Source organism: Janthinobacterium sp. SUN176, from assembly GCF_030587335.1.
GTDB lineage: Bacteria > Pseudomonadota > Gammaproteobacteria > Burkholderiales > Burkholderiaceae_D > Janthinobacterium > Janthinobacterium kumbetense.
This window is the reverse complement of record NZ_JAPWIA010000007.1, coordinates 75,040-100,622: the sequence shown is the minus strand read 5'-3', so window position 1 is coordinate 100,622 and position 25,583 is coordinate 75,040. Positions and strand designations below refer to the sequence as shown.

27 protein-coding genes are annotated in these 25,583 nt (G+C 66.0%); 15 read left to right on the top strand and 12 right to left on the bottom strand.

Annotation, left to right across the window (positions count from 1 at the left end):
• The first annotated feature begins 25 nt into the window (after window positions 1-25).
• Complete coding sequence (locus O3299_RS27065) at window positions 26-901, top strand: Kdo hydroxylase family protein (protein ID WP_305054450.1); 876 nt, start codon at window positions 26-28, stop codon at window positions 899-901.
• Between the two features lie 48 nt (window positions 902-949).
• On the opposite strand, the gene O3299_RS27060 is transcribed toward O3299_RS27065, so the two are convergent.
• Window positions 950-2,530, bottom strand: a complete 1,581-nt coding sequence (locus tag O3299_RS27060; protein ID WP_305063608.1) for a CYTH and CHAD domain-containing protein — start codon at window positions 2,528-2,530, stop codon at window positions 950-952.
• Window positions 2,531-2,651: 121 nt separating this feature from the next.
• Between O3299_RS27060 and mgrA the strand changes: the two genes are divergently transcribed.
• Both mgrA and O3299_RS27050 read left to right on the top strand, forming a co-directional pair.
• Window positions 2,652-3,692, top strand: a complete 1,041-nt coding sequence (mgrA, locus tag O3299_RS27055) for an L-glyceraldehyde 3-phosphate reductase (RefSeq protein ID WP_305054448.1) — start codon at window positions 2,652-2,654, stop codon at window positions 3,690-3,692.
• Between the two features lie 84 nt (window positions 3,693-3,776).
• Window positions 3,777-4,259 (top strand): hypothetical protein, encoded by a 483-nt coding sequence (locus O3299_RS27050; RefSeq protein ID WP_305063607.1) that lies wholly within the window; start codon window positions 3,777-3,779, stop codon window positions 4,257-4,259.
• Between the two features lie 13 nt (window positions 4,260-4,272).
• Here O3299_RS27050 and O3299_RS27045 read toward each other — a convergent pair whose 3' ends face one another.
• From O3299_RS27045 to O3299_RS27035, 3 genes are all read right to left on the bottom strand, one after another.
• On the bottom strand, window positions 4,273-4,737 hold the full coding sequence (locus O3299_RS27045; protein ID WP_305063606.1) for a DUF2244 domain-containing protein: 465 nt from the start codon (window positions 4,735-4,737) through the stop codon (window positions 4,273-4,275).
• Between the two features lie 74 nt (window positions 4,738-4,811).
• Entirely contained in the window at window positions 4,812-5,129 is a 318-nt protein-coding gene (locus tag O3299_RS27040) for a hypothetical protein (RefSeq protein WP_077400845.1), read from the bottom strand.
• Between the two features lie 96 nt (window positions 5,130-5,225).
• Entirely contained in the window at window positions 5,226-5,531 is a 306-nt protein-coding gene (locus O3299_RS27035) for a hypothetical protein (protein ID WP_305063605.1), read from the bottom strand.
• Window positions 5,532-5,815: 284 nt separating this feature from the next.
• Between O3299_RS27035 and O3299_RS27030 the strand changes: the two genes are divergently transcribed.
• The 7 genes from O3299_RS27030 to O3299_RS27000 all read left to right on the top strand — a co-directional run bounded on the left by O3299_RS27030 (window position 5,816) and on the right by O3299_RS27000 (window position 12,460).
• On the top strand, window positions 5,816-6,133 hold the full coding sequence (locus O3299_RS27030; RefSeq protein ID WP_305063604.1) for a DUF4148 domain-containing protein: 318 nt from the start codon (window positions 5,816-5,818) through the stop codon (window positions 6,131-6,133).
• Window positions 6,134-6,264: 131 nt separating this feature from the next.
• Window positions 6,265-7,677 (top strand): efflux transporter outer membrane subunit, encoded by a 1,413-nt coding sequence (locus O3299_RS27025; protein WP_289918331.1) that lies wholly within the window; start codon window positions 6,265-6,267, stop codon window positions 7,675-7,677.
• Between the two features lie 73 nt (window positions 7,678-7,750).
• Window positions 7,751-8,257: a MarR family winged helix-turn-helix transcriptional regulator gene (locus tag O3299_RS27020; RefSeq protein WP_034782299.1), complete on the top strand. Its 507-nt coding sequence runs from the start codon at window positions 7,751-7,753 to the stop codon at window positions 8,255-8,257.
• A gap of 10 nt (window positions 8,258-8,267) precedes the next feature.
• Window positions 8,268-10,412: an FUSC family protein gene (locus tag O3299_RS27015; RefSeq protein ID WP_305063603.1), complete on the top strand. Its 2,145-nt coding sequence runs from the start codon at window positions 8,268-8,270 to the stop codon at window positions 10,410-10,412.
• Window positions 10,402-10,602, top strand: a complete 201-nt coding sequence (locus O3299_RS27010; protein WP_070224633.1) for a DUF1656 domain-containing protein — start codon at window positions 10,402-10,404, stop codon at window positions 10,600-10,602. Before O3299_RS27015 ends, O3299_RS27010 begins: the two co-directional genes overlap by 11 nt.
• 38 nt (window positions 10,603-10,640) lie before the next feature.
• On the top strand, window positions 10,641-11,546 hold the full coding sequence (locus O3299_RS27005) for an efflux RND transporter periplasmic adaptor subunit (protein ID WP_251349973.1): 906 nt from the start codon (window positions 10,641-10,643) through the stop codon (window positions 11,544-11,546).
• Window positions 11,543-12,460 (top strand): LysR substrate-binding domain-containing protein, encoded by a 918-nt coding sequence (locus O3299_RS27000; protein WP_305063602.1) that lies wholly within the window; start codon window positions 11,543-11,545, stop codon window positions 12,458-12,460. The genes O3299_RS27005 and O3299_RS27000 overlap by 4 nt, the downstream gene beginning before the upstream one ends.
• A gap of 10 nt (window positions 12,461-12,470) precedes the next feature.
• Here the strand turns inward: O3299_RS27000 and O3299_RS26995 are convergent, their stop codons facing one another.
• The 5 genes from O3299_RS26995 to O3299_RS26975 all read right to left on the bottom strand — a co-directional run bounded on the left by O3299_RS26995 (window position 12,471) and on the right by O3299_RS26975 (window position 16,703).
• Window positions 12,471-13,007, bottom strand: a complete 537-nt coding sequence (locus O3299_RS26995; RefSeq protein ID WP_305063601.1) for an ester cyclase — start codon at window positions 13,005-13,007, stop codon at window positions 12,471-12,473.
• Between the two features lie 121 nt (window positions 13,008-13,128).
• Window positions 13,129-13,875, bottom strand: a complete 747-nt coding sequence (locus O3299_RS26990) for an SDR family oxidoreductase (RefSeq protein ID WP_305063600.1) — start codon at window positions 13,873-13,875, stop codon at window positions 13,129-13,131.
• Window positions 13,876-14,109: 234 nt separating this feature from the next.
• Window positions 14,110-14,334, bottom strand: a complete 225-nt coding sequence (locus O3299_RS26985) for a hypothetical protein (RefSeq protein WP_305063599.1) — start codon at window positions 14,332-14,334, stop codon at window positions 14,110-14,112.
• 14 nt (window positions 14,335-14,348) lie between these two features.
• On the bottom strand, window positions 14,349-15,020 hold the full coding sequence (locus O3299_RS26980) for a thiol:disulfide interchange protein DsbA/DsbL (protein ID WP_289913469.1): 672 nt from the start codon (window positions 15,018-15,020) through the stop codon (window positions 14,349-14,351).
• A 147-nt stretch (window positions 15,021-15,167) separates the two neighbouring features.
• Window positions 15,168-16,703 carry a TonB-dependent receptor gene (locus tag O3299_RS26975; protein ID WP_305063598.1) on the bottom strand — a complete coding sequence of 512 codons (1,536 nt, stop codon included), beginning with the start codon at window positions 16,701-16,703 and terminating at the stop codon, window positions 15,168-15,170.
• A gap of 245 nt (window positions 16,704-16,948) precedes the next feature.
• On the opposite strand from O3299_RS26975, the gene O3299_RS26970 reads away from it, so the two are divergent.
• Complete coding sequence (locus O3299_RS26970; protein ID WP_305063597.1) at window positions 16,949-19,237, top strand: M1 family metallopeptidase; 2,289 nt, start codon at window positions 16,949-16,951, stop codon at window positions 19,235-19,237.
• Complete coding sequence (locus tag O3299_RS26965; RefSeq protein ID WP_305063596.1) at window positions 19,234-20,118, top strand: hypothetical protein; 885 nt, start codon at window positions 19,234-19,236, stop codon at window positions 20,116-20,118. The genes O3299_RS26970 and O3299_RS26965 overlap by 4 nt, the downstream gene beginning before the upstream one ends.
• Here O3299_RS26965 and O3299_RS26960 read toward each other — a convergent pair whose 3' ends face one another.
• Window positions 20,119-21,009 carry a LysR family transcriptional regulator gene (locus O3299_RS26960; RefSeq protein WP_305063595.1) on the bottom strand — a complete coding sequence of 297 codons (891 nt, stop codon included), beginning with the start codon at window positions 21,007-21,009 and terminating at the stop codon, window positions 20,119-20,121.
• Window positions 21,010-21,123: 114 nt separating this feature from the next.
• On the opposite strand from O3299_RS26960, the gene O3299_RS26955 reads away from it, so the two are divergent.
• A complete protein-coding gene (locus tag O3299_RS26955) occupies window positions 21,124-21,927 on the top strand; it encodes a class III extradiol ring-cleavage dioxygenase (RefSeq protein WP_305063594.1) in 804 nt (267 codons plus the stop codon).
• A 69-nt stretch (window positions 21,928-21,996) separates the two neighbouring features.
• On the opposite strand, the gene ylqF is transcribed toward O3299_RS26955, so the two are convergent.
• A complete protein-coding gene (gene ylqF, locus O3299_RS26950; protein ID WP_071324898.1) occupies window positions 21,997-22,917 on the bottom strand; it encodes a ribosome biogenesis GTPase YlqF in 921 nt (306 codons plus the stop codon).
• A 227-nt stretch (window positions 22,918-23,144) separates the two neighbouring features.
• On the opposite strand from ylqF, the gene O3299_RS26945 reads away from it, so the two are divergent.
• Entirely contained in the window at window positions 23,145-23,942 is a 798-nt protein-coding gene (locus tag O3299_RS26945; protein WP_099665133.1) for a hypothetical protein, read from the top strand.
• A 169-nt stretch (window positions 23,943-24,111) separates the two neighbouring features.
• A complete protein-coding gene (locus O3299_RS26940; RefSeq protein WP_305063593.1) occupies window positions 24,112-24,498 on the top strand; it encodes a hypothetical protein in 387 nt (128 codons plus the stop codon).
• Window positions 24,499-24,512: 14 nt separating this feature from the next.
• Here the strand turns inward: O3299_RS26940 and O3299_RS26935 are convergent, their stop codons facing one another.
• Complete coding sequence (locus O3299_RS26935; protein WP_099665135.1) at window positions 24,513-25,439, bottom strand: histone deacetylase family protein; 927 nt, start codon at window positions 25,437-25,439, stop codon at window positions 24,513-24,515.
• Window positions 25,440-25,583: the final 144 nt, after the last annotated feature.

The following is a 25,583-nucleotide window of genomic DNA, read 5'->3' as shown; positions in this document are numbered from 1 at the left end:
ACTCGGAGGTCTTTCCGTTTATGCCATGAGCAAACTCATCGATATTTCCCTGGATCAATGGGACGCCAGCGGCAGCGCCACGCAGCAGGCGGCGGCGCTGCAAGCCCTCGAAGACGGGCAAGTACTGCTGCTGCCCCGCCTGGGATTCTCGCTGCACCCGGAAGAGCATGGGCTGCTGAACGGCGCGGCGGGTAACGCCAGCGGCGCCAAGAACATCAGCTGGGAACCGGTACGCGGCGTGCGCGGCCAGGGTGACGCCTGCGATGCGGCCCTGCTGGCGGCGCTGATGCAGCGTTATGCGCGGCACACGCGCAGCCTGCTGGCCGGCCTGCTGCCCAGCTACCAGGCGCATCTGCAGCAAGGCAAGGGCAGCTTTCGCCCCGTGGAAATCGCCGGCAGGGTAACGTCCTGGCGCAAGGACGATACGCGCCTGCATATCGACAGTTTCCCCTCCTCGCCCACGCAGGGCCGGCGCATCCTGCGCGTCTTCACCAACATCCATCCGCGCGACGCGCCCCGCGTGTGGAAACTGGGCCCGCCCTTCGAGCAGGTGGCGCAGCATTTTTTACCCGTCGCGCAGCGTCCGCAACCCGTGCTGGCGGCCCTGCTGCAGTGGCTGCACGTCACCAAGTCGCGGCGCACAGCCTACGATCACTACATGCTGCAGCTGCACGACGCCATGAAGGCCGACCTGGCCTACCAGGCGCAGGTGGAACAGCACACGCATGCCTTCGCGCCGGGCCAGACGTGGATCATCTTCAGCGACGCCGTATCGCACGCGGCCCTGCGGGGACAGCATGCGCTGGAGCAAACCTGGCTGCTGCCCGTGCGCGCCATGGCCGCCCCCGACAAGTCGCCGCTGGCCATCCTCGAGCGCCAGTTGCAACGCCCGCTGGCCTAGCCTGGCCAGGCACTGCGCCCCGGCAAAGCCAGGCTCAGGCAAACCGCCTCAGGCCGGCAAACGGGCCGCCTTGAAGCGCCGCCAGGCCTTGTGCATGCGGCCATCGCTGCCCTGCGCCTGCGCGCGCGCCGCCAGGTAGCCGCGCACGAAGGCCGCGTGCTGCCGCAACCCGTCCTGGGCGGACTGGTCAGCCTGGCCAGTCTGAACATCGGGCAATTGCTGCAACAGCCGGTCCGCCACCTGCACATCGTTGAGCCAGCCCAGTTCATCCTGCAGCACCGACAGCCGCCCCACATACGGTTGCACGGCGCGCGCGGCAAACAGCGAGGCAAAAAATTCCGTCGCATAGCGCGTCTTCTTGGCCGCGATGCGCACCCGGTGGCGCTGCAGCGGCGTGGCATGCAGCAGGCGCTTGCCGCGCTTCACCAGGCGGCGCTGGTCCTTGCGCAGGGTGGCGCGGGCAAACGGCGGGACGTGCGCATCCAGGCGCCGCACCTGGCGCGCGGAGCAACTGTCGCGCCAGGCGCGCGCCTGCAGCCAGCGCTGCAAGCCCAGCATGCAAGCCGTGTAGCGCGCCGATGTAACGGCCTGGGCCGCTTGTGCATGCTTGAGGCGCGCCTGCGCGTGCGCCGCCTCTGCCAGCGCCGCCGCATCCGCCTGCGCCTCGCCATCGAGCTGCGCCAGGGTATTGCCAGCCAACACATCCCAGTCGCGCGCCTCGCCCAGCGCGCCGCCCAGCCAGTCGAGTTCGGCCTTCAAGGCCTCGGGCAGCGCCAGCAAGGACTTGAACATGCCCAGCGCCGAGCGCAGACGGCGCAGGCCCACGCGCATCTGGTGCACGCTTTCCACATCCTCGCCCGCCGCCACGCCATCCTGGTTGCCGCTGACCTGCTCCAGGCAATTGCCAGCGATGGCCAGGAACACTTGCTCCACCGACATCGCCGCGTCCAGCGCCAGGGGCTGCGCCTTGACCGCCTGCAGAGGCTGTGACGCCGCGAGGCGGTAGCCACGTTCCGCCTTGCTCATGTGGCCCAGCTGCAGCGGCACGTCCTGCAGCAGGGCCAGCGCCACGTCGAACAGGCTGGCCGCTTGCCCCTGCTTCAATTCCAGTTCGATCTCGCTGACGGGCACGCTGCGGACGGCGCCATTCGCCCCATCCGCGCCGCTTTCGATGACACCCTGGTCCAGCACGCATTCGATCTCGTCGCCCTGCGGCGTGCGCAGCTGCCATACGGTGCGCTCCATGCGCGTGGTAAACACGGGCTGCAAGGCGTCGCGGACGGCGTCCTGGCGCAGCAGCGCGCGGATGGGCTGCTTGCGGCCGATGGCCGAGTCCAGCGCGGCGAGGTCCGGTTGCGGACCGGAAACTTCGCCCTCCCATTCGTGGCGGCTGTGCAAGCCGCTGTTGACGCTGCCACCGGCCTTCAGGGTCTGCACCCAGCGCCCGTCCACCTGGCGCACGCGCAAGCCCGCCTGGTGGCGGCACAGCTGCAAATCGGGCGTATCGACATAGATATCGTGCATCTGCAGCAACTGCACCTCTCCTTGCGCCTGTTGCGCCAGCAACGGGTGCGCGCGCAGGCGCGCTACATCTTGCTGCGCCAGCAACAATTTCAATTCGATTTCCATGACCGCTCCTCGCGAGACTCCTGAACGCCCATTGTAAGGCGCGTCCAGCCACATACAAGGAGCACGCGCACCGACCTTGATTTTGCGCGAAAATAGGCGCTTCATTCAACCAGGAGATGCCATGACCTACCACGCCGCCGAAAACCGCTACGACACCATGCAATACCGCACGTGCGGGCGCAGCGGGCTGAAACTGCCGCTGTTGTCCCTGGGACTGTGGCACAATTTTGGCGACAGCAACAGCCTGGCCTCGCAGCGCGACATGCTGCGCACGGCCTTCGACCTGGGCATCACGCATTTCGACCTGGCAAACAACTACGGCCCGCCGTATGGCAGCGCGGAAAGCAATTTCGGCAAGCTGCTGCGCGACGATTTCTTACCGTACCGCGATGAACTGATCATTTCCACCAAGGCAGGCTGGGACATGTGGCCGGGCCCGTACGGCCAGGGCGGCGGCTCGCGCAAATACGTGCTGGCCAGCCTGGACCAGAGCTTGCAGCGCCTGGGCCTCGACTACGTCGACATCTTTTACTCGCACCGCTACGACGCCGACACGCCGCTGGAAGAAACCATGGGCGCGCTGGCCACCGCCGTGCAGCAGGGCAAGGCGCTGTACGTGGGCCTGTCCTCGTATTCGCCGCAAAAGACGGCTGAGGCGGCCAAACTGCTGAAAGAGTGGAAAGTGCCGTGTCTGATCCACCAGCCAGCCTACAATATGCTCAACCGCTGGATCGAGGAAGACGGCTTGCTCGATACCCTGCAGCAAGAAGGCATGGGCTGCATCACGTTCACGGCGCTGGCGCAGGGCTTGCTTAGCGACAAATACCTCGATGGCGTGCCGCAGGATGCCCGCGTCAACCGCCCCGGCGGCGGCTCGCTGCTGCAAAAACACCTGAGCGCGGAAAACCTGGCCCGCGTGCGCGCGCTGAACCAGATCGCCGCGCAGCGGGGACAAACCCTGGCGCAGATGGCGCTGGCCTGGGTGCTGCGCGATCCGCGCGTCACCTCGACCCTGATCGGCGCCAGCAGCAGCGCGCAAATCCGCGAAAACGTGGCCGCGCTGCAGCAATTGTCGTTCACGGCCGACGAGCTGGCCGCCATCGACGTGCAGGCGCGCGAAGGCCATATCAATCTGTGGGAAGGTCCGTCGCGGGCCGTCTGAGCACGCGCTCCCCGGTGCTTGTGAAGCCGGCGGTCTGGCGCTAGACTGCCGGCTTCACAACATCCCTGCCCGCGACCAGACACCATGAAGACCATCACTGCCACGACCCTTTGCCTGCTGCTGTGCGCGGCCAACGCCAGCGCGGCCAATTATTGCGACGCGCCGTCGTGGTCGATTACGCATGGCAAGAGCTACGACGAGGTCATGCAGATCGCCACGAAGCGCGACAAGATCCGCGACGCCGAATGCAGCTTTACGGATGTGATCCTCAGGATCCAGAACGAGGAGGCGGGCATCAGCCGCTATCCGGGCATCCTGCTCATCGCCGACGAGCGCGATGAACGCTTCGTCGTCACCAGCCGCGTCGGCGCCTACACCATCTTCAGCTACCGCTACAACGACAAGCGCCTGCTGCAGTTTGCCATGAAGGATCACAGCTGGGAGGAAGGCGAAGCGTTCCAGGCCGGCGCCTACAAGATCACGGGTGCGAAGGAATTCAAGACGCTCACCGGCTTTCCCACCACCTTGCTGGTGGTACAGACGTTCCAGTTTTACGGCCCGAAGTAAAGGCCAGCTTCCCTCACGGTTCCAGCGGCGGCAGCCAGGCCAGCAACTCCTGCGCCACCTGCCGCCGCCGTTCCGGCGTGGCAAAGGCGCCCACCTCCACATGCGTGCTGCCGCAGCTGATGCATATCAGCTGGCGCGGCCCCTCCGGCACGACGATATGCGTGCACCAGGGGCGAAAGCTGCTGCACTGGCGCCGGCCGGCACTCACCTGTTCGACGACCAGCACGCCGTCGCGCAGGGCCAGATGCTCGTAGTCGCGGGCATGGCGCAGGTAATACAGCAGGGAAATGGCCACCAAGACCAGTTCGGCAAATGAAAAGACGGGGATGTACCAGTAGCCGCGCAGCGCAAAGGCGGCGGCGATGGCGGTGGAAAACAGGCACAGCACACCATAGGCGCGCAGCAACTGGCGCACCGTCAAGGCACTGTGGCGCGTAAACAGCCATTGCGGCTGTTCCCGTGCAGTATCGCGTGGCATCTCGCCTCCCGCAACAGGAAGGGCGCCGGCGTCATCGCTGCAGCGGCGCGTCCTTCAGGATATGCTTGCGCCGCTCAGGCGCCCATCCGCACCAGCGCATGGCCCACGTGCTGCCACCAGTGATCGCGCGACTTGACCTGTTTCAGGCAAGACGTGTCGATTTCCGCGGGGAAGACGCGATCCTGGCACACCTTCGTTTCCAGCGCGTAACGCTGATTCTCCGCCGCCGCCAGGGCCACGACGAGCCAGAACGCCAGCGCCAGCAAGACCACGAGCGAACTCCAGGCCAGGTGATTGGTGTTACTTTTTTCGCCAAAAAACTCGCGCGGCCGCGTCTCGCGGTACATCGACATCAAGTCTTTTTCTTTCTCTTCCGACATCTGCGTTTGCATCCTCTGACATCCTATCCTGTGCCGGCCGGCTGGCCATGGCGGCGCGCACGCCGCCTTGCCTGCATTTTACGCCGATGGCGCAGGAGAGGCGGTAATTCATGGAGGCAATTCGCCACCATCACCCTGCGCCGGCTGCACGGGCGCCACGCTTTCCACATGATCGACGTCGATGTCGCCGCCGTCGGGCGCCGTATTGCGCGGCTCCACGCCGGCCCGCTCGCCCGTGCCGGCCGCATCGCTGTCGTTCTCCAGCGCTTCCGCATCCTGGCCCGGCACGCCCTGCATGTCGCTGCCGCTGTCGGAACTGTCGCTGGGACCGAGCGCCCCCTTGCCATGGCCGCTGCCCAGAACGCGGTCAGGCGTGACGGGCAAATTGTCCGGATCGAGTGTGCTGCTGCTCATGGCGGCCTCCCGTTCATAAAAAACCAGCTTACTCCGCTGGCCTGGCCTGCGGCGCACGCCTGCACGGCATTTCCGTGGGAAGAATGCGGCGGCGCACAACTATTTTCAGAAATTACTTCACAAATGTACTATTCATTGCTATAGTTAATTCAAGTAAGCATCTTCTCATCCAGAAACTGCTTCATCGGCGGCACGGCGCCCACCAGCGCCATGCCGCCGAACCGACCGGTACGTGGCGAGCCGGCCCATCCACCCAGCCATCATGCACATATTGGAGTTTTATCATGCAAGCCAAATCACTCATCGCAGCATTGTTTGCCATCACCGCCGCCACGTCGGCTTTCGCCCAAAGCGGCGCGCCTGCCGCTGCCAGCCAGCAACTCACGCGCGCTGACGTCACGGCCGAATACATCCGTGCCCGCAACGCCGGCGAAATCGCCACCAGCGAAGTCGACTACCCGAAAACGCCGGCCACCGCCGCCAGCAAAGTGACGCGCGAAGAAGTCATGGCCGAGTTCTACGCCGCCCGCAAGGCTGGCCTGATCCCGCAAACGGAAGCGGACTTTGATGTCGCGCAAACGACAAAACACGTCGTGAAATAAGAAACCAGTCAGCCGGTTTCAGTCAGTCAGTAACACACCTCAGTTGCGGCGCAGCACTCGGGCCACTCCCGAAGCTCACCGCGGCGAGCTGTCAGCAGCACCCCCAACACGATCTTTCCCGGAGTCCCTGCATGTCCCTGCACCGCCGTTTGCTTGCCGCCAGCCTGATCCTTGCCTTGAGCGCCTGTGCCGACATGGGCCATATCGCGCCGCAATCGGCCATGCTCGACGCCAACAAGCTGCAGGCGAGCCAGGCCATGGATGCCGCCGCCAGCGCCGCCATACAATGGCCGCGCACGCAATGGTGGCAAGACTTGCACGACCCCCAATTGAACCGCCTGATGGAGCAGGCGCTCGCCGATAGCCCCACCCTGCGCGGGGCCCAGGCGCGCGTGCGTCAGGCCGAGGCGCTGGCCGGCGCGGCGGAAGACAAGACCCGCCCGCAAGCCGACGCAGCCGTCTCCATCAACCGCGAACTGTATTCGCAGCATGGCAGCACGCCGGCGCCCCTGGCCGGCAATTACGCCTGGCGCAACCAGGCCACCGTCACGGCTTCGTACGACCTGGACCTGTGGGGCCGCAACCGCGCCGCCCTGTCGGCCGCCCTGGGCGACGTGCAGATGGCCTCGGCCGAATCGCAGATGGCCCGCCTGGCGCTGGAAACGGCGCTGGTGCGCACCTACATCCAGCTGTCGTATGAATTCCAGCTGCAGGACGTGATCGAACGCAGCCTGGCGCAGCGCGCCCGCATCCTCGACATCACGCGCCAGCGCAAGCAAGCCGGTATCGGCACCGATATTGATGTAGCGCAAATAGAAACCACCTTGCCCGCCGGCCGGCGCCAGCTGGAACAGTCGGCCGAGTCACTGGCCCTGCTGCGCAACCAGCTGGCGGCCCTGTCGGGCAAGGGGCCGGCGGCCGGTGCGGCGCTTACGCGGCCCGTGCTGCGCCTGGACCAGCCGCTGGCCATTCCCGCCGCCCTGCCGGCCGACCTGATCGGTCGCCGCCCCGACATCGCCGCCCAACGCTGGAGAGTGGAAGCGGCGGCGCAGCGCATCGACGCCGCCAAGGCCGAGTTCTACCCGAACGTCAACCTGGTGGCCTTTGCCGGCTTCCAGGCCTTCGGCTTCAGCCACTTTCTCGATGCCAACTCGGACATCCGCGGCGTCTCGCCCGCGCTGAGCCTGCCCATCTTCGCCGGCGCCCGCCTGCGCGCCCAGCTGGGCAGCCAGACGGCCGTGTACGACGGCGCCGTGGAACAGTACAACGCCACCGTCATCAACGCCATGTCGGACGTGGCCAACGCCGTCACCCGCGCCCAGTCGCTGGCCAAACAGCACCAGCTGACCGTGCAGGCGCTGGCCACGGCGCAGCGCGCGCGCGACCTGGCGGAAAAGGCCTACAAGGCGGGCATGAGCGACGCCATCAACATGCTCAACACGCAAGTGGCGCTGCTGGCGGAAGAACAGCAGCAGGCGCAAAATGGGGCGCGCGAGCTCGATCTGTACGTTTCCTTGATGAATGCACTGGGAGGCGGCATCTGAGCTTGCAATCCTGGCATTGCCCTAGCCCAACAAGATACAATCGGAACTTTATTCACACATGAAGGAATATGACATGACCGCTTTTGACGCCACCTCCAAGCGGCTGCAAAACATCCGCACGCGCATGCCAGGCTTCCCCATGGAACTGATGCGCCTGTTGCGCATGACGTACCACATTCAAAAAGGCATGAAGGATCTGACCAATGCCGCGCTGAAAAAGCACGACCTGGTCGATGCCAGCTACATGGTGCTGGCCGTGCTGTACGGCACGGACGACGAAACCTCGAACGCCTGCACCCTGGGCATGGCGTGCCATGAAAAGCCGGCCAACCTGACGCGCGTGTGCAACGACCTGGAAACGCGCGGCCTGATCCACCGCGGCACGCGCCCCGGCGACCGCCGCTCCGTGATGATCTCGCTGACCGACAAGGGCCGCGCCCTGATCGAAACGGCGCTGCCGGACGTGTACCAGGAAACCTCGGCCCTGTACGAAGGCTTCACGGACGAAGAGCTGCAAGTGCTCGACAAGCTGTACATGCGCCAGTTGCGCAACCTCAACAATCTCAACAACCAGAACTGATAGCCTATCGATGACGCCAGCCACAGCAACAAAACCTATATACGGCCCCCTGACCCGGGCGGCCCACTGGCTGGCGCTGGCGCTGCAGGACTGGCGCTCGACGGAAGGCGAACGCTGGATCTACGTCGGCAAGACCCTCATCGCCTCGTTCTGCGCGCTGTGGCTGGCCTACCGCCTAGGCCTCGATTCGCCCAGCACGGCGATGACCACCACCATCATCCTGGCCCTGCCCAGCAGCGGCATGGTGCTGGAAAAAAGCTTTTACCGCCTGTGCGGCACCCTGCTCGGATGCACGGCCGCGCTGACCCTGATCGGCCTGTTCCCGCAGCAACCCGTGCTGCTGTTCGCCGGCCTGGCCCTGTGGGTGGGACTGTGCACGAGCGGCTCGGCCCTGCACCGCAACGCCCAATCGTATGTGTACGTGCTGGCCGGCTACACGGCCTGCATGATCGTGCTGCCCGCCATCGAGCAGCCGATGCAGGTGTTCGCGCTGGCCGTCACGCGCGTGGCCGAAGTGAGCCTGGGCATCATCTGCTCGGCGGCCGTGTCCAGCGTGCTGCTGCCGCGCCACCAGGGCACGCAGGTGATGCGCACGGTGCAAGCGCGCTACGGCAAATTCCTCGCCTTTTGCCAGGACGTGCTGCAGCAAAAACTCACGCCGGCGCAGGTGGAACTGACGCATTTGCAGTTTGCCGCCGACGTGGCGGCGCTGGAGCTGGGCCGCTCGGCCGCCCTGTTCGAAGTCACCAGCAAAGTGAGCCACGTGCGCGCGCAAAACCGCAAGCTGCACGCCTTCAACGCTACCTTCATGACGGCGCTGACCACCTTCTATACCTTCCACCGCCTGTTCGACCGCCTGCAGCGCGACGACGAGACGCAAGTCATGCAGGCTTGCGCGCCCCTGTACGCCATCGTCGCCGAAGCGCTGCAAACGACGCCGTCGCAAGACTCGCTCGACACCATGCAGCAGCACCTGCAAACGGCGCTGGCGCAGGCCCGCGCGGACATCGACGGCGCCCCCATCGCGCATGCGCAGCGCATCGATTTCGACACCGTGTGCGAGCTGCTCGAGCGCTTCGCGCGCGACATGAGCCGCTTTCACGAAGTGTATTTCAGCCTGGCGCACGACACGCCGCTGGAAATCAGCACGCCGCAGGCCTATGCGCCGAAGACGCCGCCCGCGCTGGTGATCGCCAGCGGCGCGCGTGCGGCCATCAGCCTGGCCCTGCTGGCGCTGGGCGCCTACTTCCTCGCCTGGCCCTATGCCAGCACGGCGATGCTGATGGCGGCCGTGTTCTGCGCGCTGGCCTCGTCCTCGCCGCGCCCCATCATGATGGTCCGGCAAGTGCTGGCGGGATTTTTGATCGCCATGCCGCTGTCGCTCGTCTGCGTGTACTTCGTGCTGGTGCACGGCGACGGCTTCCCCATGCTGGTACTCAGTTTTGCACCCTTCCTCGCCGTGGGCCTGTATCTGATGACGAATCCGGCCAAGCTGGGCGTGGGCCTGGGCGTGTCGACCTTCATCACGCAGATGGCGCCGACGAATCTGATGCATGTCGACGGCGCTGCTTTTCTCAACACGGGCATGGCGCTGATCGTCGGCCTGATGCTGGCCGCCCTCGTGTTTGCCGTGCTGCTGCCCGAACACACGATGGGCCACAAGGACCATATCGGCCGCGCCCTGTGGCGCGAAGCGCTGCATGCGTGCACGGCGCCGGCGCGGCGCGTGAAACACCGTTTCGACAACCGCGTGCGCGACCTGCTCAGCCAGCTCAACGCGGCGGCCGGCCCGGCGCCTGGCGAGGCCACGCGCGCCGTCGTGCGCCAGGCATTGACCCTGCTGGAAATCGGCCACTCGGTGATCGAATTGCGCGAACTGATCGCGACCGCCCGGCCAGGCGCCACGCGCCACGCGCTGCAGCAATGCGTCGACCACATCGCCGGTTGGCTGCGCACGCGCGGCGACACGGCACTGCAGGCGGCCCTGGCGGCCACCCTGCAGGCGGGCGCCGTGGTGCGCGCGGCGCAGAACGAAGCCGGCGTCACGCCCGAGCGCAGCGCGCGCCTGCAGACGGCGCTGGCCGACCTGCATTCGATCTACACCTCTTTACTCGACCACATGGCGCCTGGCGCCGGAGACCACCATGCCGCGTGAATTCGCCCTGTTCGGAATTCTGATTCCTACCCTGCTGCCCCTGTTCATCCTCAGCATCGGCCTGCAAACCCTGCTCGACCGCGTGCTGGGCTGGCTGGGCGTGTACCGCATGGTGTGGCACCCGTCGCTGGCGCGACTGTGCATCTTCATCGCCATCTTCGGCGCGCTGGCCTTATCGCTTTACAAATAAAAAAAACTGTTCAACCCAATCAAGGAAAGGCTGCCGACATGGTAAGCAAACTGACCCGCTATGCAATCACCCTGCTGCTATTGGCCGCAGCCCTGTGGATAGGCAAGACCGTCTGGGACCGCTACATGGAGTCGCCGTGGACGCGCGACGGCCGCATCAAGGCCGACATCGTCAACATCAGCGCCGACGTGGCCGGCACCGTCACGGACGTGCTGGTGCGCGACAACCAGGTGGTGCAAAAGGGCGACGTGCTGTTCGTCGTCGACAAGGAACGCTACACGAGCGCGCTGGCCCAGGCCGACGCCGTGCTGGCAGCGCAAAAAACGGAGATGGGCCGCCGCGGCAAGGAGGCCCAGCGCCGCGCAGGCCTCGACGCCAGCATCATCTCGACGGAAAGCCGCGAAAGCGCCGCCTTTGCCGCCAGCTCGGCCTCGTCGCAAGTGCAGGCCGCCGTGGCCGCCCGCGCGCTGGCGCAATTGAACCTGGAGCGCACCACCGTGCGCGCCCCCGTCAGCGGCTACGTGACGAACCTGAACGTGCACAAGGGCGATTTCGCCGCCGTCGGCGCGGCCAAGCTGGCCGTCATCGACAGCGCCTCGTACTACGTCGTCGGCTACTTCGAAGAGACCAAGCTGGGCATGCTGGCGCAGGACGACAAGGCGGAAATGAATCTGATGAGCGGCGGCACCCTGCACGGCCATATCGAGAGCATCGCGCGCGGCATCACCGACCGCGACGCCGCCACGGGCCGCGAATTGCTGGCCGACGTCAATCCCACATTCAACTGGGTTCGCCTGGCGCAGCGCGTGCCCGTGCGCATCCACATCGACGAGCAGCCGAAGGGGCAATTGCTGGTGGCCGGCACCACTTGCACCGTGGTGATCACGCCCCACTCGGCGCATTCCGCACCGGCGCCGAAGCCAGCGGCCGCGCACCCGGCATGAGCCGCGGCGGCGCCGGACGCCTGGCGGAAATCGCCCTGTTCCTCGACGCCGCGGCGCTGGGCAGCTTTTCCGCGGCCGGCCGCAAGCACGGCCTGTCGCCGGCCGCCGCCAGCGCCGCCATCGCGCGCCTGGAAACGGCGCTGGGCGTCACCCTGTTCGAGCGCACCACGCGCCAGCTGCGCCTGACGGAAGAAGGTGTGCACTACCGCCACTACAGCGAACAGGCGCTGGACTTGCTGGCGCAGGCGGAAGACGGCTTGCCTGCGGGCGGCGCCGCCGTGCGCGGCATGGTGCGCATCTCGGCGCCGTCCGACATCGGCCGCCAGTTGCTGCTGCCGATGCTCGACCGCTTTGCCGCGCTGCACCCGCAGGTGCGCCATGCGCTGACCCTGACGGATACCACGGCCAGGCTGGTGCAGGACGATATCGACCTGGCCATCCGCTACGGCGAGCTGCCCGACAGCGACATGGTGGCGCGCCTGCTGCACCCGGGCCGGCGCGTCGTGTGCGTGGCACCCGCGCTGGCCGCCAAAGTGGGCGTGCCGGCCACGCCGCGCGACCTGGCGCTGCTGCCGACGCTCGTGCTCACGGCGGGCGACGGCGCGCCGCAGGAGTGGCGCTACCGCGAAGACGGCAAGCGCCATAGCCTGCGCCCGCAAGGCGCCTGGCACAGCAACGATGGCGAAATCATCCGCCGCTGGGCCGTGGCCGGCCATGGCTATGCCTACAAATCCCTGCTCGACATCGGCGACGACCTGCGCGCAGGACGCCTGCACACGGTGCTCGACGATTACTTTGCCGACAGCGTCCCCCTGAACCTGCTGTACCGGCGCAGCCGCTTCCAGCCGCCGCGCGTGGCCCTGCTGGCCGACTTCCTGCTGCAGCAATTCGCCGCCCTGCCGGCGCAGCGCTAGCGGGCCACGGTCATGGCGCCAGCACGCCCAGCTGGCGCAGCAGGGTCAAATTATCTTCCAGGTGCCAGTTGTCGCTGATGCGCCCCTGCGCATTCACGCGGTACAAATCGAACGCGTAAAAGTCGATGGCCTGGCCCTGCCCCTGCAAGGAGCCCTGCGGCGTGGGGAAGACGCCCGTGAAGCGCCCCGTGAAATGCAGGCGCAAGGTGACACGGTCGCCCGCCACCAGCATGTCTTCGATGGCCACCTGCAAATCCGGCACGGCCGCATGAAACACGTCAGATGCCTGCAGCGGACCGGCCAATCCCTGCGCACGCCCGGCGGGCAAGCTGCGGTCGGTGAAATCGTCGGCCAGCGCCTGGCGCGCCAGGGCCGGGTCGCCGCTCTGCCAGAACGCGGCGTAGCGGCGCGCGGCCAGCACCACCTTGTCGGTGGCGGCGGCGCCGGCTAGGTGGCCCGGCATGGGCAGGTGCGTGGCGGATTGGGCGGGCGCGGCGGCCAGCAGAGAAAGGGCCAGGATGGCGGGGGCAAGAACAGGTGCGGGCATAATGAATCCAGGTGGGTTGATCGGCGTGCCTGCTGCATAGGGCACCCCGCCATTCTGGACTCGCTTGCCCTATTTGATAATTGGCCCCGCGCTTGAATCACTTGCTTGCAGTAGTTGAAAATCAGCGGCCGCCCGCCACGTCGAGGATGCTGCCCGTCACATAGCTCGCGCCTGGCCCCAGCAGGTACAGGATGGCGTCGGCGATTTCTTCCGGCTGGCCGCCCCGCTGCATGGGCACGCCGGACGCCAGGCGCGCCACCCGTCCCGGTTCGCCGCCCGACGCGTGGATGTCCGTGTAGATGATGCCGGGGCGCACGCCGTTGACGCGGATGCCCTCGGCCGCCACTTCCTTCGCCAGGCCCAGGGTCAAGGTATCGACGGCGCCTTTCGAGGCCGCGTAGTCGATGTATTCGCCCGGGGAACCGAGGCGCGCGGCGGCCGACGAGACGTTCACGATGCGCCCGCCCTGCCCGCCATTGGCCGTCGACATACGCCGCACGGCTTGCTGGCAGCACAGGAAATAACTGATCACGTTGGTGCGCAGCACGCGTTCGAGGCGCTGCACGGAAATGTCGGCCAGCCGGCATTTCTGCTCCAGCACGCCCACATTGTTGACCAGCGCCGTCAAGGTCCCCAGGCGCGCGTCGACTTCGCCAAACAAGCGTTCCACGTCCGCTTCATCGCTGACGTCAGCCTGCACGGCGATGGCCTCGCCTCCGCCGGCGACGATGCGCGCGCACAGCGCCTCGGCCGCCTGCGCATCGCGCACATAGTTGACGCAAACGGCATAGCCTTGGCGCGCCGCCAGCAGGGCCGTCGCCGCGCCGATGCCGCGGCTGCTACCGGTAATCAAGATCACTTCCTTCATTATCCCTCCTGGATGGTTGTGGCTTCATGATACCCGTAAGCTGCAGGCGTAAAAAAGCCCGCGCAAGGCGGGTTTTTTGTCTGTCTATTCCTTATCGTCACAACGCCGGAGAAAATCGTAGCGAGCGGCAGTGATTTGTGGCCGAGAAGCGCAACCGTACTCTGTACGGGGGCGCCGAGCCGGTGAGCATCGCCGGCCGCAAAGCGCGACGCGCAGTAGATTTTATCCGGCGTTCTATGGCCTGAAATGCGTCATGGCATAAGTGAGGTGCTGCCACCAGTGCTCGCGCGACTGCACGGACGCCAGGCATTTCGCGTCGACCTCATTCTTGAATGCGGGGTCCACGCACGCCTTGGTGGCCAGCGCATTGCGCTGGTTTTCCACGCTGACGACGGCAATCGCCAGCCAGGCCACGAGGGCAAGAGCCAGCGCACACAGGGTCCAGGGCAGCTGTTTCATGACATTCTCCAGTATTACTTCTTCGCTGGCGCCGGGGCGCGCTCTTTCAGCACGCGCGCCACCAGTTCATCCATCACGCGCAGGGTCGCTGTCTGGGTTTGCGGCTCGGACTGCCCCGGACGCGACAGCTGCGCCGGCGACGTCACGAAGCGGCCATCGATGACGATGGTCGGCGCGCTGTCGATCTTGCTGGCGGTGATCAGCTGTTCATTGCGTTTCAGCTTGGTCTGCACGCCGAAGGAATTGAACATGTCCAGGTATTTCGCCTTGTCGATGCCGTTCTTGACCAGCAGCTCGAGAATGGCGTCATCGCGGTTCAGGCGGTTGCGCTCGACGTGGATGGCGCGGAAGATCTTGTCGTGGAACTGGTCCAGCTGGCCCATCGCTTCCAGCGTGGCGTAGGCGTGCGCCTGCGCATCTTTCGGGCCATTGAAGGCCAGGTGGATGCGGCGGAAGGCGATCTTGTCGCCCTGCTTCTTGACCCAGTCGTGCATCAGCGGATCGAGCGCGTAGCAATGCGGGCAGGAATACATGAAGTACTCCACCACTTCCACCTTCTTGCCCGTGTCCGTGCGCACTGGCGTCGGGAGCGTGGTAAAGCCGGTATCGGCCGCCATGGCGCCGCCGGTGGCCGCCACCAGGGTGACGGCGGCAAGCAGGGGACGCAAGAAACGCAGAAAACGCATAATAATCCTTCATCATAAAGTGGTCGTGAACGGGGCGAGATTACCACTTTTTGCGCCGGCCGATGAGGCCCGGGCGGAAAAAATCCATGTTTATCGCCCCGGTTTGCGCCAGCTTAAGCCGTATTTAAGCCCCGCTGCACCCGCGCCTCAAAAATGGTAGCGCGCCGACACGCGCAGCTGGCGCGCATCCTTGAGGTAAATGCTGGAACGGCAGCCGGGCGCATCGCCGTAATGGCGGCGGTTGGCCAGGTTGCTGCCGGCCAGTTCCAGCTCCCAGGCGCCCAGCTTGTGCGCGTAGCGCCCGTCCATGGTGGCAAACGCGGGCACCTGCGCCAGGCAGCTGCCGGCGAAATCGGGGCCATAGCGCAGCGCGCGCAGCCATTGCACGCCCACGTCGGCACTGGCGCCGCCCTGCCCCGTCCAGTACAGGCGCAGGCTGGCCAGGGTTTTCGGCACGAGGGCGATATCCGGGCCGTCATAGGCGTAATCGTCGTAGCGCGCATGCACTTGCCGCAGTTGCCCGTCGAGGCGCCAGTCGCGCGCCAGCGCCATGCTGGCCTCGATGGCGATGCCGTCGCGGCGCGAGGGGTCGAGGTTGCCCGCAAAGCCCAGCTGGCCCAGGCTTTGGTCGAAAACGATCTGGTTGCTCAGGCGCTCGCTGAATACGCGCACGGAAGCGCTGCGCGCCGCGTCGCCGACGGTGGCGCCCACTTCCATTTCGCGCCGCAACTGGCCCGCCAGGGGGCGGTAGCCGGCGCGGGTATAGCCATCGTCGTCGATGCGGTAGCTGCGCGCGGCCTTGGCGTACACGCTCAGTTGCGGGCGCAATTGCAGGCTGCCCTGCAAGTCCCAGGCATTCTGGTTTTCCCAGTCGCTGCCGCCGGCGGGCAGGTCGGCCGGATCGAGCTGGAACTGCTCATGCCGCAGCCCCAGCAGCAGGCGCGGCGCATACGGGCCGCCGAAGGCCAGCTCTTCGCGCAGCAGCAGCGCGCGCGAATACTGGCGGCGCTGCCCGTCGCCATCGCGGTCCGAGCGCCGCTGCCACTGCATCAGGTCCAGGCCCACTTCCGTATCCGTGCCCACGCCGCCCACCTTGCCGTAATGGCGCAGGCGGGGCGCCAGCTGCCGGCGGCGGCTGCTGTACCTCGATTCGCTGCTGCCGTCCTCGCCCGCATAGTGGGCCGTGGCGCGCTTTTCCCGCTGCGACAGTTCCACGCCCAGCTCGAAACTGCCCACATAACGCTGCACGAAGGCGCTGGCGCGCCGCACCTCATAGCGGTACAGGTCTTCCGGGCGGGCCGCCAGCAAGGCCAGGAACGGCGCCTCGGGCGCGGGATAGCGGGTCTCCTGGTTCAGCTGGTCGGCGCTGAAGCCGAAGCGGCCCTGGCGCGCCTTCCATTCCGCGCCGCCGTTGAAGCCGCGCTGGTGAAACACGCTGCCATCGCGGTAATTGCCGTTGCGCAGCCCATCCATGGCCACATCGAGCGTCATGCCGTCCTGCTCGCGCGACAGGGAGCCGCGCACGCTGTGCTGGCCGCCCTGCGCCAGCTCGGCGGACACGTCGCCATGCGTGACGCCAGCCGCGCCGGCATCCACGCCTTCCTGCGCGCACGCCGGCATGGCCAGGACGCACAGCAGCAAGGCGCGCGTGGCGATGATCAGGACGGGAGGGGCAGGCATCATGGCGGCAGGCTGGAGGCGTCACCGCGGCGCAGACGCGCGCTGGTGGAACGGAGGGATGGCAAAAGCGAATCATTATACGCACGGCGCACGGCGCCGCAAGCGCCAGCCCGGCGGTACTTTCCTTATGCCAATATTTTATTGGTGATTTGGCATTTTTGTAGGTATATTAAGGTGCGCCCGGCGATCCTGGGCGCAGCCGACTGCATTTAAAAATCAACAATAAGAAGTCACTGTGGGAGTCACGCATGGAAAGTCGTAGCACAACGCGCCGGGGGCCGCCAAGTCCCCGCGGCACGCGCCGCAGCATTGGTTTTTTCCCCATCTCGGGCAAGCTCAAAGCCCTTTCCATCACCGCCATGCTGCTGGCCGGCCTTGCTTTGCAGGCCGACCTGTTCGCCCAGCCGGGCCAAGGCAAGCCGGCCAGCGCGCCCACGCCGCTGGCGCCGTCCGCCGACGGCATCGCCCTGGCGTCGCCGCATGCGTCGGCCGTCAGCACGCCCAGCGCCAGCAATGCCTGGGGCGGTGCGCGCACGGGCGCGCAAGCGACCCTGTCGGACCGCGTCGTCGATTATCAGATCGAAGCGACGCTCGATCCCGTCAAGCACACGATAGACGGCCAGCAGAAACTGCGCTGGCGCAACCGCAGCGCGCAAGCCGTCAGCAGCGTGTACCTGCACCTGTACCTGAATGCCTTCGAAGGCGAACATTCGACCTTCTTCACCGAAAAGCGCAAGCTCGACACGGGCTTCCGCTCGGGCGTCGACACGCGCGACGGCGAGTGGGGCTACATCGAACTGCGCAGCATGACGCAGAACGGCGCCAAGGCGCCCTGGCATTTCGTCCAGCCGGACAACGGCCCGGCCACCGACCGCACGGTCGTGCGCGTCGATTTGCCGCAGGCCGTCGCGCCGGGCGCCGAGACGACGCTCGACATCCGCTTCTTCGACCAGTTGCCGCGCGTCATCGCGCGCACCGGCTATTTCGGCAGCTTCCACCTGGTGGGCCAGTGGTTCCCCAAGATCGCCGTGCTGGAACTGCCCGGCGAACGGGGCGCCACCGCGCCGCGCTGGAACGCGCATGAATTCCACCTCAATTCGGAGTTCTACGCCGATTTCGGCAACTACGACGTAAAGCTGACCGTGCCCAAGGAGTACACGGTGGGCGCCACGGGCGAACTGCAGGGCGCGCCGCAGGAAAAGAACGGCATGCTCACGCATCACTATGTGCAGGGCGACGTGCACGATTTCGCCTGGACGGCCGACAAGCGCAGCGCGCAGCCGTTGACGGGCAGCTGGAGCGGTCCTGGCAGCCCGCCGGTGGCCATCAAGGTGCTGTACCCGCCCGAATACGCGTCGAACGCGGCGCCCGCGCTGCAGGCGGCGAAGGATTCGCTCACGTATTTCTCGCGCACCCTGGGCCCGTATCCGTACAAGACGCTGACGGTGGTGATTCCGCCGTTTAACGCGGCCGAAGCAGGCGGCATGGAATACCCGACCTTCATCACGGCGTCGAGCTACGCCAACCTGCAGCCGAAGACCATTCCCGAATTCGGCCTCGATTTCGTCACCATCCATGAATTCGGCCATGGCTATTTCTATGGCATCCTGGCGTCGAACGAGTTCGAGGAACCCCTCCTCGACGAAGGCTTGAACGAGTACTGGGACCAGCGCATGCTGCGCGCGCGCGGCCAGGACATCCACGCCACCACGCCCCTGCTCAAGCGCCTGGGCTTCGATCCCGTCTTCAAGGTCTTCGAATTCGAGCGCATGGCCGCGCCGCGCCAGGATGCGGCCGATCCGCTGGGCCAGAACGCGTGGAACCGCCTGCAGGGCGTGGGCCCCGTCTACAGCCGCACGGCCATCACCATGCGCGACCTGGAAGCGCGCATCGGCAGCGACGCCATGGAACGGGGCTTCAAGGCCTATTACGAACAGTGGAAATTCCGCCACCCGAGCGTGGCCGACCTGCGTGAAACGCTGGCCGAGGCGACGGGCCAGCGCCGCATCGTGGAACAGGTCTTCGCGCAGCAAGTCTATGCCAGCGCGAATATCGACGACCGCATCGGCACCTTCACCAGCGAAGAGCAGACGCCGCTGGCCGGCATGGCGGTGGTGAACGGCAAGCGCGTGGAACATACGGCCGAAGCGCTGGAAAAAGAGGAGAAAAAGGTACGCGAGGCGTGGGACAAGGCGCATCCGGACGCCAAGCCCGGCACGGGACCGTATCCTTATCTCACCAGCGTGGTCTTGCGCCGCCGCGGCGCGCCCGTGCCGCAGGTGCTGCTGGTGAAATTCGCCGACGGCAGCTCCGAACGCGTGGTGTGGGATAACGAGCAGCTGTGGCAGCGCTACACCTGGAGCAAGCCCGTGAAGGCCGTCTCGGCCGAACTCGATCCCGACCGCGTGCACTACCTCGACGTCAACAAGCTCGATGACAGCCGCACCCTGAAAGCCGACACCTCGGCCGCGCGGCGCTGGAGCTTCGACCTTGCCGCCGCCTTCCAATACCTCCTTTCCCTGATTGCCACCGTATGAGCGCCACTTCCACGACACGGGCCAGCGGCCTGACCCTGACCACGCGCGCCAGCCGCGCCGCCCTGCAATGGCGCTTGCTGCTGCTGTGGGCGGGCCTGCTGCTGATCCCCGCCATCCTTGCCGTCATTCCCCTCTGGCGCACCTTGAGCGCCAGCCTCGATAACGCCGTGCATGCGGCGGCCCTGGCGCACAAGCTCGACCTGATGACCCTGGCCGACCTGGTGGCCAATACGGGACGCAACGGCGCCGCCATCAGCCAGGCGGCCATCACCGGCGTCGTGCTGGCCCTGCTGCTGTCGCCGCTGCTGAGCGGCCTGGTGGTGACGGCCGCGCGCGCGCCTGCGCCACCCGGCTTCGGCCCCCTGCTGACGGGTGCCTTCAGCGAATACGGCCGCATGCTGCGCATGTTGCTGTGGAGCATCGTGCCGCTGGGCGTGGCGCTGGCGATCGGTGCCGGCGCGCTGAAACTGGCCGACAAGCACGCGGCAAAGGCCATCCTGGAAGCCGATGCCGACCTGGCCCGCCACCTGGCCTTGCTGCTCACGGGCTTGCTGTTCCTGCTGGCCTGCGCCACGCTCGACGCGGGCCGCGCGGCGCTGGCCGTCGACCGCCGCCGCACGTCGGCCGTCAAGGCCTGGTGGCGGGGACTGGGCATGCTGCGCCGGCGTCCGCTGGCCACCCTGGCCATCTACCTCGTCATCACCCTGCTGGGGCTGGCGCTGTATGCGCTGCTGGGCGTGGCGCGCCTGAACCTGGCAGCGCCCGGCCCGCTGGCCATCGTGGCCGGCTTGCTGGTGACGCAGCTGGCCGCGCTGGTGCTGGCGTGGATGCGCAGCGCGCGCCTGTTCGCCTTGATCGACGTCAAGCGCTCGCTCGCGTAATCACGCCCCCAGGCGCCCTTCATCGGCCAGGAAGTCGATGAAGGTGCGCACTTTCGACGACAGGTAGCGGCGGCTCGTGTAGACGGCGTACACCTTGCCGTCCGCCAGCTTGAAATCATCGAAGAGGCGCACCAGCCGTCCCGCCGCCAGGTCCGCATCCGTTTGCCACGACGGCAGCAGCGCGATGCCCATGCCGTCGAGCGCGGCCGCGTGCAGCAGGCTTTCGTTATTGCATTGCAGGACGGGCGAAAACTTCACCGTCTCGCGCCCCTGTACCCCGTCGAAGGCCAGTTCATTGCCGTTCGCCAACAAGGAATAGCTGATCATGGCGTGCTGCGCCAGGTCCTGCGGCAGGTGCGGGTGGCCCGCGCGCGCCAGATAGGCGGGCGCGGCCACCAGGTGGAATTCGATGCTGCCGATGGGCCGCGCGATCAGGGCCGGCGATGGCGCCTGGCTCACGCGCAGGGCCAGGTCGAAACCCTCTTCCACCAGGTTCACCACACGGCCGCTGAGGTCGATGTCGAAGGTCACTTCCGGAAAGCGCGCGCGATAGGCCGCCAGGGTGCGCGTAAAGATGGCGTTGGCGAACCAGACGGGCGCGCTCAGGCGCAGCATGCCGCGCGGCACCACCGTCGTGCGGCCGACGGTGGCTTCCACCTCGTCGAGATTGTCGAGCATGTCGCGGCACTGTTCGAAATACACCTTGCCGATTTCCGTCAGGCTCAGGTGGCGGCTGCTGCGGTTCAGCAGGCGCGCGCCCAGGTGGCGCTCCAGGTGCATCACGTGCTTGCTGACCATGGCCGGCGACAGGTCCAGGCGCTCGCTGGCGCGCACAAAACTGTCCAGCTCCACCACGGCGCGAAACACGCGCATGCTGCGCAAGGTATCCATGACGACCCAATCATCAACAAAATGGAAATGATATATCAATAATAGCGATCTTGATCAACTGACTGCGCATGACTATCATGGTTCCATCGTTAGCCATTCCCACCAGGAGCCGCCATGCAAGAGCACACCTTCCCCACTTACTTCCTGTCGCACGGCGGCGGCCCGTGGCCGTTCATGAAAGACCAGTTCGGCGGCCGCTACGACGTGCTGGAGGCGTCGCTGCAGGCTATCCCGCGCCAGATCGGCGCGCGTCCCAAGGCCGTGCTGGTCGTCACGGCGCACTGGGAAGGGCCACAATTTCTCGTCTCGGCCAACCCCCGTCCGGGCATGATCTACGATTATTCGGGCTTTCCGCCGCATACGTACCAGATCCAGTACCCGGCACCGGGCGCGCCGGAACTGGCGGCGCAAGTCAAACAGTTGCTCGACGCGGCAGGCCATCCGGCGCGCCTGGACCACGAGCGGGGTTTCGACCACGGCACCTTCAGCGCCCTGTTCCCCATCTACCCGCAGGCGGACATGCCGCTGGTGCAACTGTCGCTGAAACACGGCTACGACCCGCTCACGCACGTCGAAGTGGGCCGCGCGCTGGCCAGCCTGCGCCGCCAGGGCGTGCTGATACTCGGCAGCGGCCTCAGTTATCACAACCTGCGCCAGTTCGGCCAGGCGGGCGCCGTCGCCTCGCACCAGTTCGACGCCTGGCTGCGCCAGGCCATGGCCCTGCCGCCAGAACAAAGGCTGGAGCAATTGCTGGCCTGGGACCAGGCGCCGGGCGCGCGCCAGGCCCATCCGCAGGAAGACCATCTGCTGCCGCTGATGGTGGCGCTGGGCGCGGCCGAGCGTGAAGCGGCGCACGTCGTGTACCACGAGGAGGATTTCTTTGGCGCGCTGGCCGTGACCAGCTTCAAATTCGGCTAATCGGCCAGCGCATGAAAAAAGCGCCGCGACATTGCTGTCGCGGCGCTTTTTTCATGGTGGAGCGGTAACTTACGTGCCGCGCTTGCCGCGCGCCGCATTCCTGGCCTTCTCGGCGGCGATTTCCGCCGCCTTGGCCGCTTTTTCCGCCATCTCGGCCGCGTGCTGGGCCAGCAGGGCCGCGCGCGTGTCCGGCGTTTCCAGCGAAATGCGTCCCAGGATCCCGCTGCGGTAGTCGAGCAGCAGGGTATGCGAGGCTTTCTCGAAATCGTAGTCGCCGCCCTTGATGCGGAAGCCGCGCTTGGCGGCGATGCCCTCGACCACGCCGATGGCGTCGACTTCATCGACCTTGGTGCCGTAGCGGGCCGCCAGCAAGTCCGGATAGCGCTTGAGCAATTCCTCGGCCAGGAACACGGCCACTTCCTCTTCGATCAGCGCGTTCGAGCCAATGGCGTGGCTGGCCGCCAGCATCAGGCCGTCGCTGGGGATGGCGATCTTCGGCCACAGCATGCCGGGCGTGTCGACCAAAATCGTGTTCTTGTCCAGGTACAACTTTTGCTGCATCTTGGTGACGGCCGGCTCGTCGCCCACCTTGGCCACGCGCTTTTTCAGCAGCGCATTCATCAGGGTCGACTTGCCCACGTTGGGGATGCCCATGATCATGATGCGCAGCGGCTTCGTCGGCACGCCGCGGTGCGGCGCCAGCGATTTCGCCAGTTCCGGGATGCGCGCCACGTCGCCCGGCTTCTTGGTCGTCATCGCATACGCGGTCACGCCTTCCTGGGCATTGAAATAGGCCACCCAGGCGGCGGTGGCGGCAGGATCGGCCAGGTCGGTCTTGTTGAGGATTTTCAGGCAAGGGCGCTGGCGGAACAGGCGCAGCTCGTCCACCATGGGATTGCAGCTGGCTGCCGGCAGGCGCGCGTCCACCACTTCAATCACCAGATCGGTGTTTTCCATGGTCTCGGCCGCTTTCTTGCGGGCCGCGTTCATGTGTCCTGGGTACCATTGTATCGCCATGCTCTTGCTTTCAAAATCGTTCGGTCAATCCGCTATTTTACGTGGTTGCCGCCGCGACGTCCCATTTTCCGCCGCCAACGCCAGCCGTGCGACACGAACGAGACAATTGGTGATAATTTGGCAGTTACATGAATGATAAGATTCGCAGTCCGTCCAGCCTGGACGGTTTCCCATCGCAAGCTTAACCTGGCACGCAATCCATGCACTTTCCCCGCTTTTGCCTCCTCGCCTCCCTTTATGCCAGCCTGCTGCCCGCCATGGCCCAGGAACAAGCGGCGGCGCCGGGCGATGCGGCAAGCCAGGAAATGCAGCAGATTGTCGACGTGCAAAGCACGCGCGATCCCGACCTGCGCCCCTACCGCACCATGCTCAAGGGACTCGATGCGTATGCCGACCACCAGCGCCTGGCGCCGGGCGCGCCGCTGCGCTTCATGCTGATTCCCGCCACGCCGCAGGCCAGGCTCGATGGCGTGACCCTGCACTTGTCAGCCGACAACCTGTCCATCCCCGTGCCGCTGGCGGCGGACGGCGGCTTCACCTTGTCGCGCGACAAGACCGCCTACGATGCGAATGCCGACCTGGTCAGCAACAAGAAGCGCGACACCCTGCGCTGGCGCGCCGACATCCATACGCCGGGCTTGCCCCAGAACGTGCGCCGCCTGGGCGACCTGCGCCTGGAATGCGAAATCCGCTGGGCCGTCGAGCAGGATGAGTTGTCCTTTGTCCGGCGCAACCTGTTCCGCCTGGCAGGCGGGCCGTGCCACTCGTCGCTGATCCACGTGCCGTTTCCCGTGGTGCACAAGCTGCTTGCCGTGCAGGCGCGCTCGGGCGAGCGCACGCTGGACATCCGCGTCACGCAAGACCGGCAACGCTTCGTGCCGCCGCTGCATGACCTGAACTGGGACGACAATACCCTGCTGACCCTGACCTACGCCGACGACGGAAAAATGGCGGGAGCCGCCCCGGCAGCGCCCTCGCAGGCAGCGCAGCGCCAGTAAGGCGCCGCCCGCGCAGCCAGGTCAAATATTTCCACATGGATTCTTATATTTACTGAAAGAAATAAAGAAGTATGTTCTAATATCGCCTCTTAAATGAAAAGCAATTATTTTCCAGGCTGGCTAGCGCCGGGTGCAGGGAGATAGGCGATAGGGATGGCTCGATATGGTGATGGAACACACTGGCAAGGCGCCAGCGGCACACGTGGAATGCCAACGTGGCAGCGCGCGCCCGGCCAAGGCGGCGGCCAAGCGCGTGCCGCGCAATGGCAGCCTGTTGCAGTGGAAGAAGGAATGCCGGCAATTGCAGGGGCAAGTGGCGCAGCTGGAAGAGCGCCTGAAGCGCCAGAGCGCCGACAGCTATGGCTTGCAAGTGCTGTATGACCAATTGGTCAATGAAATCAAGCACCACCGCGACATGTTGCAGCTCAACAGTTTTGACGCGGATAAATCATCGCTCGTCTACACGCAAGCCTGGCGCCGCTTCATGGCTGGCGACGCGCTCGACTACCAGACGCACCGCCACACGAATTCCCGCAGCCGCCCCAGCCTGCTGTAGTTCAAGCTCCCCCCTTACAGCTCCGCCAGCGCCTTCACGTGCGCAGCCACGCTGCGGCCCAGCGACGACAGGTTGTAGCCCCCTTCGAGGCAACTGACGATGCGGCCCTTGCCATACTGATGGGCCACGGCCATCATTTGCTGCGTCATCCACGTGTAGTCGGCCTCCACCAGGCCCATGCCGCCCACGTCGTCTTCGCGGTGGGCGTCGAAACCGGCGGAAATGAAAATCATCTGCGGCTGCTGCCGGTGCAGCGCGGGCAGCCAGTGGTCGAGCACTAGCTGGCGCACGGCGTCGCCTTTCGAGCGGGCCGGCACGGGCACGTTGACGCGCGTGTCCGTGTACGATTCCACGTCGCTGTACGGATAGAACGGGTGCTGGAAAAAGCTGACCATCAGGATGCGCGGATCGTGCGCCACGGATTCGGCCGTGCCATTGCCATGATGTACGTCAAAGTCGACGATGGCGACCCGTTCGAGCCCGCGCACGTCGAGCGCATGCTTGGCGGCGATGGCGATATTGTTGAACAGGCAAAAGCCCATGGGCTCGCTGGGCCGCGCATGGTGGCCGGGCGGGCGGATCGCGCAAAACGCGTTGCTGATCTCGCCGTCGATGACGGCGTCCGTGGCTGCCACGGCCGAGCCAGCGGCGGCCAGCGCCGCATCGTAGCTGTGCGCGTTGAGCAAGGTGTCGCCGTCGAGCGGGTAATAGTCGCCCGCGGGCGGCACGTTGTCGCGCACGAGGCCGATGGCCGTGGCGCTGTGGTTGCGCTCGATATCAGACAATTGCGCGCGCACGCCGTCGCGGTGCTCGACCAGGTCGCTGATGTGCGCCAGGATCAATTGATCGTTGATGGCCTGCAAGCGGGCCGGCGATTCGGGATGCCAGTCGCCCATTTCGTGGCGCTGGCAATCGGGATGGGTATAAATGGCTGTGCTCATGCGCTGTACTGGTTACCTCTGTCTCTGCTCTCTATCCATACCGGGAACGCGTGCCGGAATCACTGCAGAGCATTCCTGCCTGCCTGGCCCGTTCTCGCATAAAATCACTGGCTGGTCTGTGCCGCCCTTGCCGCCTTTGCTGTC